Source organism: uncultured Mailhella sp., from assembly GCF_944324995.1.
Taxonomy (GTDB): domain Bacteria; phylum Desulfobacterota; class Desulfovibrionia; order Desulfovibrionales; family Desulfovibrionaceae; genus Mailhella.
In genome coordinates this window covers 67760-80031 of sequence record NZ_CALUYL010000011.1, presented here as the reverse complement: position 1 = coordinate 80031, position 12272 = coordinate 67760, and the positions used below count along the sequence as shown (strand labels likewise).

The 12272-nt window shown below is 58.5% G+C and carries 10 protein-coding genes; 4 read left to right on the top strand and 6 right to left on the bottom strand.

The features are described from left to right. Positions 1 to 123 precede the first annotated feature (123 nt). From Q0K02_RS06465 to Q0K02_RS06445, 5 genes are read right to left on the bottom strand one after another with little or no spacing between them, the layout of a single operon-like run. The gene (locus Q0K02_RS06465) at positions 124 to 489 is read right to left on the bottom strand and encodes a hypothetical protein (RefSeq protein WP_294486313.1); all 366 of its coding nucleotides are present in this window, start codon (positions 487 to 489) and stop codon (positions 124 to 126) included. Between the two features lie 11 nt (positions 490 to 500). Then, on the bottom strand, positions 501 to 881 hold the full coding sequence (locus Q0K02_RS06460) for a NifB/NifX family molybdenum-iron cluster-binding protein (protein ID WP_294486308.1): 381 nt from the start codon (positions 879 to 881) through the stop codon (positions 501 to 503). 34 nt (positions 882 to 915) lie between these two features. Then, positions 916 to 1788 (bottom strand): ATP-binding protein, encoded by an 873-nt coding sequence (locus Q0K02_RS06455; RefSeq protein WP_294486306.1) that lies wholly within the window; start codon positions 1786 to 1788, stop codon positions 916 to 918. Further along, on the bottom strand, positions 1781 to 2680 hold the full coding sequence (locus Q0K02_RS06450; RefSeq protein ID WP_294486303.1) for a 4Fe-4S binding protein: 900 nt from the start codon (positions 2678 to 2680) through the stop codon (positions 1781 to 1783). The genes Q0K02_RS06455 and Q0K02_RS06450 overlap by 8 nt, the downstream gene beginning before the upstream one ends. Before the next feature lie 10 nt (positions 2681 to 2690). Next, positions 2691 to 3368: a DUF134 domain-containing protein gene (locus Q0K02_RS06445; protein ID WP_294486302.1), complete on the bottom strand. Its 678-nt coding sequence runs from the start codon at positions 3366 to 3368 to the stop codon at positions 2691 to 2693. Between the two features lie 1221 nt (positions 3369 to 4589). Between Q0K02_RS06445 and Q0K02_RS06440 the strand changes: the two genes are divergently transcribed. The 4 genes from Q0K02_RS06440 (at position 4590) to Q0K02_RS06425 (ending at position 10879) form a co-directional block, all read left to right on the top strand. Next, a complete protein-coding gene (locus tag Q0K02_RS06440; protein WP_294486300.1) occupies positions 4590 to 4841 on the top strand; it encodes a hypothetical protein in 252 nt (83 codons plus the stop codon). 96 nt (positions 4842 to 4937) lie between these two features. Next, on the top strand, positions 4938 to 6410 hold the full coding sequence (locus Q0K02_RS06435) for a DnaA/Hda family protein (RefSeq protein ID WP_294486298.1): 1473 nt from the start codon (positions 4938 to 4940) through the stop codon (positions 6408 to 6410). 693 nt (positions 6411 to 7103) lie between these two features. Further along, a complete protein-coding gene (locus Q0K02_RS06430; RefSeq protein WP_294486296.1) occupies positions 7104 to 9629 on the top strand; it encodes an AAA family ATPase in 2526 nt (841 codons plus the stop codon). A gap of 125 nt (positions 9630 to 9754) precedes the next feature. After that, positions 9755 to 10879 carry an McrC family protein gene (locus Q0K02_RS06425; protein WP_294486293.1) on the top strand — a complete coding sequence of 375 codons (1125 nt, stop codon included), beginning with the start codon at positions 9755 to 9757 and terminating at the stop codon, positions 10877 to 10879. A gap of 513 nt (positions 10880 to 11392) precedes the next feature. Here the strand turns inward: Q0K02_RS06425 and Q0K02_RS06420 are convergent. Next, positions 11393 to 12145 carry a S24 family peptidase gene (locus Q0K02_RS06420; RefSeq protein WP_294486291.1) on the bottom strand — a complete coding sequence of 251 codons (753 nt, stop codon included), beginning with the start codon at positions 12143 to 12145 and terminating at the stop codon, positions 11393 to 11395. Between the last annotated feature and the right edge of the window lie 127 nt (positions 12146 to 12272).

Here is a 12272-nt window from a genome sequence, read left to right as displayed (position 1 = left end):
TCCCCCAAAAATAAAAGTTTTAGGAAGGGGGATGGGGGTGCGGGGAAAGGGGGACAGCCCTTTTTCAAAAGGGTGTCCCTCTTTCCCCGCAATCTCTTCTCTCCTCTCTCTTCCTCCCTCTCCCTACTTTCCTTCCAGTTTGGCGAGGGCGTCCATGAGGGCGTCGATGTCGGCGGGGGTGGGGGTGGAGGGGAGGCCGGCGAGCATGCCGAGGCCTTCCATGGCGTCGTGGAAGGATTCGGGGGTCATGCTTGTGACGGCGGCGGTATGGATCATGGCGTTGACGGAGAGCACCTGGAACACGGCGTGGCGCAGGGCGGCGTTGTCGGCGTTGATGTCGAGCACGACGAGGGCGGGCAGGCGCCGGTTCAAGGAGTTGAGGGCGTCGTCCATGTTGCAGGCGAGGCTCAGGACGGCGCCGTGTTTTTCAAACTGCGGCCGGAGGCTCTGCCAGAGTTCGGCGCGGGGCGAGACGACGAGGATATCCATGGTGCAGGGCATCAATGGGCGTGACCGCCGCCGCAGGTGAATTCAAGGCTGAAGGGCTGGAGCTGTCCGGCGATGTAGGCGTTGACGGCGCTGCCCACGGTGAGCTGATTGCCGGCAAAGAACACCTGCACGCCCACCTGCTGGAAGCCCATGAGCGGACGCATGCCCATGCCGCCGGCGAGCAGCACGTTGACGTTGTGCGAGGCGAGGTGCTGCACGGGAGCGAGGCAGCCGCCCTGCTGATGAGGCACGTTTTCCAGCGTGGAGACGGACTTGATCTTGTTGTCCTCGATTTCCACGATGGTGTAGATGTCGCAATGGCCGAAGTGCATGCCCATCTGGGCGTCGAGGCCGCCGGGCATGGCGGAAGGAACGGCAACAATAGTGCTCATGTAAGACTCCTGAAAACGGTCGTAGAGGCGCCTTTCAGCGGCGCACGTTCAGCTTCTGAAGGGCCGACCACATGTCCTTCAGTCTGTTTCCCACAGGATTGTCGAATTCCGTGAGAGCCTTGCGGGCCACCATGGCCCGCGTGACCACGGGATCGAAGGGGAGGCGTCCGAGAAGGACGTCGCCGCGCTGTTCGCATTCTCTGGCGATGGCGTCGGCCTCTTCCGGATTGAGATCCGCCTTGTTGATGATCACGGCCACCGGCACGCGGAAATGACGGCACAGATCCGCCACGCGCAGAAAGTCGTGACGTCCGGAGGGGGTGGGTTCCACCACGCCCACGGCCAGACTTGCGCCCGACAGCGAGGATATGACAGGGCAGCCCACGCCGGGCGAGCCGTCGCAAAGAATGGTATCGAGGTTCTGTTCACGGGCGAGGGCGCGGGCTTCGGCCTTGAGCAGGCTCACGAGCTTGCCGGAGTTCTCCTGACCGGGGAAGAGCAGCGCGTGAACCATGGGCCCGAAACGGGTGTCGCTTTTGTACCAGTCGCCGCAGTGGGGCTCTTCCAGATCAATGGCCCCGGCCGGGCACAGATGCGCGCACACGCCGCAGCCTTCGCAGCGCAGCGGATCGACGGCATAGCCCTCTTTGTGCAGGGCAATGGCGTCGAAGGCGCACAGAGCGGCGCATTTGCCGCAGCCGAGGCAGGCGTCGCGCCGGATGACGGCCTTGTGGCCGGAGACGAAGGCGTGAGTTTCCTGCGGGCTGGGATCAAGCAGAATGTGCAGATCGGGAGCATCGACGTCCAGATCGCAGATCACCTTGTTTTCGGCCAGATGCGCAAACGCTGCGCTCACGGTGGTTTTTCCCGTGCCGCCCTTGCCGCTGATGACGACGATTTCACGCATGATGCGCCTCCCGGGCCCGCTTCGCCCCGAATTCGACAAGCGCGTCCCTCAAATGTTCAAAGCGTTCGCGCCAGGCGGGGGAGAGCTCTGCCAGCAGACGGCCCGACGCGTACTGTTCGGCGGCTTCGCGTTCAAAGGGAAGCTCGGCAAGCACGGGCACGTCGTGCTCGCGGCAGTAGGCGCGCACGGCTTCGTCGCCCTCGGCGTTGCCTTCCGCCCCGGCACGGTTGATCACCGCCGCCACGGGCAGCTCCATGGGCAGAAACGCCTGATGCGCCAGACGAAAATCGTGAAAGCCGAACGGCGTGGGATCCGCCACCAGCAGAATCACGTCGGCTTCGCGGGCGACGGTCACGGCCGGACAGCTCACCCCGGGAGGGGAATCGATGAGGGCGTCGGCGGAACGTTCTTCGAGCATGGCGGAGAGCCGGCGCAGCTCCTGACGCAGCAGCGGCGGCGTCATGGATTCCCCGATGCGCGTGCGGCCCGCAAGATATCTCGCCGAACCGTTCAGCACGTCGCCGCTCTCAAGCACGCCGAGCTCGCGCTTTCCGTGAACGAGCGCGCCCGAAGGACACACGGCAAAGCATCCGCCGCAGCCGTGGCACATGTCGGGAAAAAGCGTGATCCGCCCCGCAAACGACGCAATGGCCTTGTACGTGCAGATGTTCCGGCACTTCTCGCAGTGAATGCACTTTTCCGGATCCATGTTCGGCACGTCGAGCCAGGCCGTCGTCGTTTCCGTAATCCGCGGCGGAAGAAAAAGATGCAGATTCGGCGCTTCGGCGTCGGTGTCCACGGCCACGAGCGGCCCGCGCCACACGTCGGCAAGCGAGGCCGTCACGCAGGTCTTTCCCGCGCCGCCCTTGCCGCTGGCAATGACTACCCGCATGATTCCTCCGCTACTTGTTCGAGGCTTCGGCAAAGGGAAGGGAGCCGCTTTCAAAGCGTTCCACCGCCTCGCGCACGCTCACGTTTTCCACGTCCTGACAAACCTTGATGCCCGCCGCCTTCAGCGCTTCAAAGGCCTTGGGCCCCACATAACCGCTGATGACCACGTCCACGCCCGCGCGCGCCATGCGCTCGGCCGTCTCTATGCCCGCGCCCATGCTCATGGTCTGCGAGGCTCCGTTGTCGATGTATTCCACGCTCTTCTCCGGAAGCGTGACAACAACAAATCCGCCGGCCCGGCCGAAACGCGGATCTACCATGTCGTCAAGCGTGGGTCCTTCACTCGAAACTGCAATCTTCTGCATGGTGTGCTCCTTGTGCCCGGAACAGGAATCGGAAACCACGGCGTACGTGCCGCCTTCAATGCGCAACGCCATCCCCTGCGTGAGCGCCAGCGCTACCGTGCGCCGCGCCGACGCCAGCGTTCGCCCGAACGTGTGACGCGATACCCGCATGTGCTGCGACGCTTCCTGCGCCGTGAGCCCCTCCGCATCCGCCAGACGCAACGCCTCCAGCTCGTCCACGCTCAAACACGCTTCCTGAAGCTCGCGCAGCGGTATCCCGCGCGGCTTGAAATACGTCACCGAGGGCGCAGAACTTACATATCGACATTGTCTGGGACGCGGCATCTTCCTTCCTTCCGAACCTGAAAATCAATGTTCGTTTTGCACAAATGAGCATAATCAGAAAAATCCCCGCGTCAACCCCCTCCGTAATGCGGAAAGGCAGAAAAGGCAGAAAAGGCAGAAAAGGCAGAAAAGGCAGGAAAGACAGGAAAGGCATGCGGGGGAAATAATTCCCCCCGCGCCCCCCTGTTTCTGCCTCGCAGCTAACGCTGCTTCGGCAGGACAGGGTAAACGGGAAGATTATGGCCGAATCTGTGGGCGAAGGGGGGAGTGGAAGGCCGGAAGGCCGTCTCTCAACGCACTGGGGCCCCGGGCGACGTCAGGAGCCCGGCCGACGGGCATAAGTAGGCGGGATTCACTCCCGCCGTTGAACGCAGCCGCCGTCGTGCAAGTCATGCAGGCCGTACAGCGTGTCTTGCGCAAACGGGCCTGCGTGTTCTTCGGGAGGCGGGAGGGTGGAAAGGCTGGGACTGCGAGGGGTGGTGTGCTTGGCAGGCGCTGTTCGGTCTGCGGACTCAGTGCAGGTGTGTCCTGTCGGATCCACCTGCGGTGGCCGACTCCTGTCCGGCCTGCGCCGGACAGTCGTGAGTAAGGAAGGGATTTCCAGATTATTGGGGGAGGTGATTCTCCGGATTGGAGAAACGGTGTCGAGGTTTATCGGGGCGTGTGCCGCGGCATTCGTTTCTGATGACAGGCTCGCGGGGCGGGCATGTCAAAGGCAACGATTTTCCGATGAATTGAGGGAAACACAGCGTGTTTTGGAGCTTAGAAGGCGATGCGGACGCAGGAGGGGGAACCAGGCAGAGAACCAGCAGGGAAGACGAGGAGGATGTTCACCGCTCCCCCCAAAAGCTGCGGGACGTGCCCGACAGGGTTCGTCCCGCAAATTATGGGGGTTCGGGGGAGATTATCTCCCCCGATGCCTTTTCTGCCTTTTGTCTTTTCTGTCTTTTTGCCTTTTCTGCCTTTCTCTCCCCTGTCTTTCCTGTGTTTTTGTGATTTGTGCAGAGCTGGATTATCCGGGATTTTTGGGGGTGCGATATTGGCTGTTGGGGTGCGAAGCGGCGGTGTTTGGGGTGGGACGGCCGCATTCGGCGAGGCATGGATGGGGATGTCCAATGTCGACAATTTTTGACTTTGAGAAAAAAGTCAGGAAGTGAGGGGAGTTGAGAAATTTTTTATGGGCGGCTGCGGGAGTGGGGGGAAAAGAAGAACAAAAAAAGAATGAGCGGGGTGATTTTCTTTGCGGAGCAGGGGGGATCGGAGGGCGGGGAGAAACAAAGGAAAAACATGAAAAATGGAGAAAAATTGAGAAAATTTGAGAAAAACGAAAAGCAAGTTGTGGAAGAAAAAGTGGAAAACTTTGTGGAATTTTTTTGTTATCGGAGAAATTTCAAGTGTTATCAAGGGATTAATATAAAAAGCCCGATAATGGAGGAGTTGAAAATTTTTTCAACTATGATAATGAGTTATTAGTTCGAGACGTTGTGGAAAACGCACTTGCGGCATAGTGCGGATTTTTGATTCATGCCGATGGTATTTTCCTTTGCCCTTCTGTAAAGATTCTCTGTTATGAAAGAAATCTGGTCTTCTATACTTAACGAACTTCGCAGCAGACTCCCCGAGGGGAAGTTCAAGGTTTTTCTTGAGCCTCTCAAGGGTGATGTGGTCAAATTGTCGCGCACTGACCGTTCCGGCGGCCAGGGGCTTCTTATTGAACCTGTCGGAGCCTGCGAATGGGAAGTTCGCCTGACCGCCATGAATGATTTTATGGCGGCTCAGGTGCGCGATCAGTTTTCTCAGGCCATTGCGGAAGTGGCGTCTTCGCAGCTCGGCAGCCGCGTGAAGGTGACGGTGCGGGCGTCTTCGTCGCGCAAGAAGGCGGAGTTGCCGCGTCCGACGAGTCTTGAGCAGCTGGCGGCTTCCATTCCGTCCACGGCGCCGACCGTGCTCATGGCCGACAAGCAGCTTGATCTGCCCATGCCGCTGCCCCGGGTGCGCACCTTCAATCCGGCCATGATGAAGGGGTGGAAGCACTCCTTTGAAGATTTTGTGGTCGGTCCGTGCAATCAGATAGCCTATGCGGCGGCGAGCAACATTCTGGAAGCGAGCGCTCCGGTGGACATGGTGTTTCTGTGTGCGGGAGCGGGGCTCGGCAAGACGCATCTCACGCAGGCGGTGGGACGCGCGCTCAGTCTGGAAGCCGACAAGCGTCAGGTGCGCATGGAGTATCTCACGGCCGAGGAATTCACCTCGCAGTTCGTGCAGGCCATGAAGTACAAGACCATCGACCAGTTCAAGGAACGTTTCCGTCAGCTGGACATGCTGCTTCTGGAAGACGTGCATTTTCTGCGCGGCAAGGATCGCACGCAGGAAGAACTGCTTTCCACGATTAAGAATCTTCAGGATCACGGCGGCCGCGTGGTGCTCACGAGTTCGTTTGCGCCGCGCGATCTGGCGGGTGTGGATTCGCAGCTGGTGTCCCGGTTCTGTTCGGGCTTTGTGGCGAGCATGGAGCGGCCGAACCGCGACACGCGTCTGCACATTCTTCAGGAAAAGGCGCGCCGTCAGTGCATGGTGCTGCCTTCGGCGGTGGCCGATCTTCTGGCCGACCGCATCACCGGAGACGTGCGTCTCTTGGAGAGCTGCCTGCACAATCTCATGCTTCAGTCGCAGTTCACGGGGCACACGGTCACGGAAGAGATGGCCATCGACGTCATCCGCAACGTGGCGCGCACGAGTCCCAGCCTGAGTCTGGAAGACGTGGTGGAGCTCATCTGCCGCAGTTTCGATCTGACGCCCGCGCAGCTGAGTTCCAAGTCTCGCCGTCAGAATCTTGTTCTGGCGCGCAACACGGCGTTCTTCCTGCTGCGCAAGCACACCGATCTCACGCTGGAGCAGATAGGCGAACGTTTCAACCGCAAGCATTCCACGGTCATCAAGGGAATCACCGCCGTGGAACGCGAAATGAGCCGTCATTCTTCTCTCGGCGGCCAGATTGAGCACACGGTTTCCATGATTGAACGTTCGGCCATGCTGGCCTAGAGCTTTTCATTCTTGCCCTGCCCCGAGCGGGGCTTTTTTTTTGCCCGATTTTCGTCGAAGGGCGACAGGCCCGTGCCGGCGCCGGCATGGCGTCGATGAAAAGCGCGGACGAGGCGGGAGCACGGTTCTCTTTTCGGCATCGGCCCGACAATCCGGGCACCGGAAAAGGGCAGCTCCCCCTGCCGAACGTTCAGAGCGCTACAGACGGCCCTTCATTCCGCGAAATCGGCGCGTCGTTTTTGGATGCTAGGCAGGGCGCGAAAAGCGGCGCATGCCTGCGGACCTGCGATTCCGCAACGGGCAAATGCGGGAAAAGCGCGGGAGAAGAGCAGGGGAAGAGACGATGCACGCCGTGAGCAGGACGCGAACCTGCTCACGGCGCCTTGCGGTCATGCTGCAAGAGGGAAAGGACGTTCGAGTCCGAAGACATCGTGCCGTGTCCGGCGCGAGGCAGCATGTTCCGATTCACGGCTTGCGTGCTTTCACCGAAAAGTCGACGCACAGAAACTAGACGGTCGGGGAGAGGGGGATTCCCCGAGAGAGCCTGAAAACATTGCTCGAGGTGTGACAAGAATGCCTGGGATGTTGTAAAGACACCGTGCTTTGGGTATGCTGAACAGCATGTTTTCAGGAATCGTCAGCCGTACGACCTGTAAAAAGAGACCGGCCTGTATTTTTTTAAGGTGGTAAGTTATGATCGACATCAGTCAATGTGATTCCATCTGGACGAAGTTTCTTGAACTCTGGCCTGTGGAGAAGGTGCGGGGCATGACGTTGCCGCAGTATCATACACTGAGCGATCAGAGCAGTTTTGTGCGTTGCCTTGAAAGCATGACGGACAAGCTGGGCTCCATCTGGGGTGGCAATGCCTTCAAGTTCGGCATTTATCAGCGGGGAAATACCGAAGTATCGGAAAAGAAGTCCCGCGGGTTCATCTACGGGGAGAAATATGCCTGGCGCTCATGCCTGGGAAATTCTCCAGAGGAAGCCTTTGCGGTCGTCAAAAAAAATGTTCTGAGCATTATTGAGGCCGTGCAGGCCCGGAATCTGGATGCCGTCACTGCCGATGCGCTCTGGCCCATGGTGGCATGGAAAATCGCCTTTCTCTATCAGGACCGGCAGAATCCGCAGCTTGTCTGCGTATACAGGCGCGAGAGACTGACGACGGCTCTTGGCGATGCCGAATCGTCGAGTCTGAGCACTGCAGAGCTGTATCGCCGACTCATGGATCGGCGTGGAGAAAGAAACCTGTTCGCCTACAGTGAGCAGATATGGAGTCGGAAGACGGAAGTTGAAGCGTTGACGCCTGCCTTGAAGAGAAGCATTCCCCTGAATCAGATTTTGTATGGCCCTCCCGGCACGGGCAAGACCTATGCCACGGTGGACAGAGCTCTGGAGATATTTGCAGCCTCGGGAATGAAGGGGATCGGTCAGACCAGAGAGGAAAAGAAGCAGTGCTTTGACCGTCTGGCGGCCAAGGGACACATACGCTTTGTGACCTTTCATCAAAGCTTCAGCTATGAAGATTTCGTGGAAGGGATACGCGCTTTTGCAGGAGAGAACGGCAACGTCGGCTATGCCGTGGAGGACGGCATTTTTAAGGAGCTGTGCAATACCGCGCGCAGCCGCATTCATCGCATCGGAACGGACAAGGTCGAGCTGAGCGGGCGGCGAATATGGAAAATGTCCCTTGGGAACACGCAGGGCGAGGATGCCTACATCTATGACGAGTGCCTGAAGAACAGCTATGTTCTTCTGGGATATGGCGGCTGCGTGGACTTTTCGTCCTGCCGGACGGAACGGGAGATCCATGAAAAGTTTAAGAGCGCTCTTCCCGAACAGATCGGGAACAACGATTATGCCGTCGGCGTGGTGAACAAGTTCTGCCGCAGAATGAAGGTGGGCGATATCGTGGTCGTTTCCGACGGCAACCGCAAGTTCAGGGCCGTCGGTGAAATTACGGGCGGGTACAGGGTCATGCAGAGAGAGGGGGACTCCTACGGGCAGTGCCGCAACGTCAGATGGCTCTGCACGTTTTCACCCTCGCGTCCCGTCGAGGACGTCATGACTAAGAACTTCAGTCAGATCACGCTGTATGAGCTCGGCACCGACGTTCTTGATCCAGAAAGACTGGAAATGCTGCTTCAGGGAAGAGAGTCCGGGGGAGACGAAGCACTTCCCTATGTCTTGATCATTGATGAGATAAACCGGGGCAACATCGCGCGCATATTCGGCGAACTCATCACGCTCATTGAAGATTCAAGAAGGGAAGTCCTGCCGGGTAGCAGCGCAAAGAGAGAAACGCTCTGGGTGCATCTTCCCTATTCTCGGGACAAGTTCACCGTGCCGGAGAACGTATACATCATAGGTACCATGAACACGGCTGACCGGTCGCTGACGGGACTCGACATTGCCCTCCGCCGTCGCTTTTTCTTTGAGGAGGTGCCGCCGCAGCCTCAGCTTCTGGAGAGTCTGGTTCTGGATGAGGCGTCTGGAATTTCCCTCGGCAAAATACTCAGCGACATGAACCAGCGCATTTCCGTGCTGCTGGATCGGGATCACCGCATCGGGCATGCGCCGTTCATGCGCCTTCTGAACGGATTTTCCCTGAACGACGAGCATGAAAAGGGGCGTTTCATGCGTGCCCTTGCGGAGATATTCCGGCGGCAGACAGTTCCCTTGCTCGAAGAGTACTTCTTTGAAGACTGGCAGAAAATTCAGTGGGTTCTCAACGATCACAGAAAAAAGGACAAGAACAGGTTCCTGCATGTCGTTCAGTCGAAGGCATCGCTGTTCGGAGATTCGGTTTCCCTCGGCAGGCCTTGTGAGATATGGGAATGGAGTGAGCCGGCCTTTCAGAACCTGGCCTCCTATATTCAGATTTCCGATGCCGCAGTCGAGCCTGAGGACGTGCCGGACATGGACGTTCAGGAAGAGACCTCCGAAGAGACGGAGGATAACGTCTCGCCTGAAGACAATGCAGGCATGAAGCGCGACGATTTTGAGGAATATGATGACTTCATCATTGAGCGATACAGGTACAACAACAACTTTCCCATCCGCATACGGAGAAAAAACGGACCGGATGTAGAAAGCGGAAAGGTGCGCAAGGTTCTGCGGCAGATAGCCGCAGAGCTCGGCATAACACTTACGGGCAATACGCAGCACATGGGCGCGCAGCTTATCCGATGGCTGAAGGAGCATAAGCCTCAGCCATGAAGCAGTATACCGTTCGTGAATATGCCCGCCTGACGACGGATGCCGTGTCGCTGCCCTCGCTTGACCGGGTGCAGATACCGGCATCGGCCTTTGACTGGCTGGCGGAACTTTGCGGAAAGGACGCCATGCTGGGCGAGCTTCGCAGTCGAACCGAGCTTCAGTTGAAGAGCCTTGTCGGCGTGTTGACCACGCCATGTGGTGTTCAGCTGGAGATGCTTCCGAAAACGCAGCATGATGCCGACAGGGCTTCGGAGGGCCGTCGTCAGCTCATACGGATGCTGACGAAGCTGATAGACGCAGATTGCCGCAGCTTCAGCACTGCGGACATCAGTCTGTTTGAGCGCCCTCTGACGGAATGGGTGGCCCGGCAGTTCCTTCTTCGCCTGCATGAGCTGATGAAGCACGGCCTTCGCTGTGACTACAAAAGAGTGGAAGAAGTGTCTTCCTTTCTGCGCGGGCAGCTGGACGTGCACAGGCAGATGCAGCAGCCTCCGCACAGGCGGCATGTTTTTCATGTCCGGCATGATGTCTTTCTTGAGGACAGACCGGAAAATCGTCTTCTGCGCAGTGCGCTGGAACGGGTGAGAGCATGTGTGCGTCTGGCGGAAAACTGGCGGCTTGCCGCTTCCTTGTGCAAGCTCATGCAGCCCGTGCCTTTGAGCCGGGATGTTCAGGGCGACTTTTCGCAGTGGCGCCGCGACAGGCTGATGGCTTCCTATGCTGCGATTCGTCCGTGGTGTGAACTTGTTTTGGGAAAAGACATGCCTTATGCCGTTTCCCACAGTCATGAGGGCATGAGCATGCTGTTTTCCATGGATGTTCTTTTCGAGCGGTACGTTGCCCAGACATTGCGTGGAAAGCTTATGCCGGGATCTGTGCTGGAGGCTCAGTCTGAAGGCTGGCTCTGCTCGCGCAGCGGACACGCCTGCTTTAAGCTCAGGCCTGATATTGTTGTGTGCTGCGACGGGCGGACGTGGGTGCTGGATACCAAGTGGAAAAGAATTGAAAAGAGCTCCGACGTGGACAATCACGATGTATACCAGCTTTATGTTTACGGCCGACAGTGGACGCACGGAACGGGTGACGTGGCACTGGTGTACCCGGAGCATGAAAAATTTCCCCATCCGCAGAGGCCGTTTCAGTTCATGGGAGAGGAAATGCGTCTTCTCGTCACGACATTTGACCTGAATGACGACAGGCTGCGCTGCGGCCTGGATGAAGAGGAGAATTTTCCTTGGCTGGCTCAGTGAAAGCAGAGGAAAACATACAGGAGAAGGGCGGAAATACCCTGTTTTCGGTCCGGTCCGCACGGCGTACGGTGAGATTTACCTCCGAGTTGTGCGTTTTTTCCGCCGACATGGGCGCGCAGTCAGAGACGGGGTGACAAGTAAGTCCGCGTTCGGACTTCCGATCGGATTTCAGCTGCGATGAAGCGCGCAGCTTGTCGATTAACTTCGGCTCTGAGGGAATGCTCGGATTTCCGACCGGCTTCGATGAAGAGGCAGCGCGCGGATTTTGAGTGACTTCGGCGGCAGGGGGTGCTTGTGCTCGCCCCATGCGTGGAGCGTTTTCGGCGTGTTTCCGCAAGCGGCCTTTGACGGCGTCCTCGAAGTTTCGACGGACTCGCCAGCGCGCCGATGCGTTCTCCCGGTCGTCGGCGTTCTCCCAGCGTGCCGTTTTGTCCGGTTTGTTTGTCCGGCTTGTCGCGTTGCAGGGCATGCTGCGGCAAGCGCACTCTGCTCCGCGCCCGGTCAGAAGAGTCCCTAGATTTCCCGGCAGCACCAGATGACGCGGCCGATGACGCGTACGCTGTCGGCAAGATCGCCGTGCAGATCCACGCTGATGGGCGAATATTCGGGATTGCGGCTCCGGAGCACCAGCTGTCCGCCGGGCAGCGTTTCCACCTGCTTGATGTAGATTTCCTCGTTGATGCCCATGGCGTAGATGGCGTGCCCGTAAATCTGGCACTTGCTCTGATCGACAAGCACCATGTCGCCGTGTCGGATGTCCGGTTCCATGCTGTCGCCGCACACCTTCATGAGCACCATCTTGTCCGGGTTGCCCTTGCGGCACAGCCAGTCCTGCCGGAAGGAGAAGTACGAAAGCACGTCGCCGTCGGTTTCCAGACTGCCCTTGCCCGCGGCAAGGCGCGCGGCCACCAGCGGCACCATCACCAGGCCGATGGCGTCCTGCCCGGAGCCCACTTCGCCGAAAAAGCTTTCGCCCTTGGCGCGGCGTTCCCGCATGGCGTCGTCCTCCTGTTCGGCCGCGGCGGCATGGGACTCCGACGCGGGCACGACGCCCGTTCCGGGCTCTCTGCCGAAAAATATCCAGTCCGTGGACAGCCCGAACTGAGCGGCCACTTTCAAAACCCAGCCGTCGGGAATGCGCCCCTTGCGACGGGCCTGACTCACGGCCTGCGGAGACACGCCGAGAAGCTCGGCAAGCTGGCTGTCGCGCCGAAGTCCGGCTCCCTGGAGGAGGCGATCGAGAGTTTCAGGTGTTGCGCTGTTCATGAATCAATATTTAAAGGAAGAGAACAAAAAAGTCAATTGAAAGTTGAAAAAATGCAAAAAGTTCAAAATGTAAATTTTTAGTTGACAAAATAAATAAAACTGGCAAAAGAGAGTCGTGTTCACCACA

Bases quoted from the DNA above. Each gene is read 5' to 3' on its own strand.
- Q0K02_RS06420 (WP_294486291.1), bottom strand. From the start codon at position 12,145: ATGAACAGCGCAACACCTGAAACTCTCGATCGCCTCCTCCAGGGAGCC.
- Q0K02_RS06465 (WP_294486313.1), bottom strand. From the start codon at position 489: ATGGATATCCTCGTCGTCTCGCCCCGCGCCGAACTCTGGCAGAGCCTC.
- Q0K02_RS06435 (WP_294486298.1), top strand. From the start codon at position 4,938: ATGAAAGAAATCTGGTCTTCTATACTTAACGAACTTCGCAGCAGACTC.
- Q0K02_RS06430 (WP_294486296.1), top strand. From the start codon at position 7,104: ATGATCGACATCAGTCAATGTGATTCCATCTGGACGAAGTTTCTTGAA.
- Q0K02_RS06440 (WP_294486300.1), top strand. From the start codon at position 4,590: ATGAGCGGGGTGATTTTCTTTGCGGAGCAGGGGGGATCGGAGGGCGGG.
- Q0K02_RS06450 (WP_294486303.1), bottom strand. From the start codon at position 2,680: ATGCGGGTAGTCATTGCCAGCGGCAAGGGCGGCGCGGGAAAGACCTGC.
- Q0K02_RS06460 (WP_294486308.1), bottom strand. From the start codon at position 881: ATGAGCACTATTGTTGCCGTTCCTTCCGCCATGCCCGGCGGCCTCGAC.
- Q0K02_RS06455 (WP_294486306.1), bottom strand. From the start codon at position 1,788: ATGCGTGAAATCGTCGTCATCAGCGGCAAGGGCGGCACGGGAAAAACC.
- Q0K02_RS06445 (WP_294486302.1), bottom strand. From the start codon at position 3,368: ATGCCGCGTCCCAGACAATGTCGATATGTAAGTTCTGCGCCCTCGGTG.
- Q0K02_RS06425 (WP_294486293.1), top strand. From the start codon at position 9,755: ATGCTGGGCGAGCTTCGCAGTCGAACCGAGCTTCAGTTGAAGAGCCTT.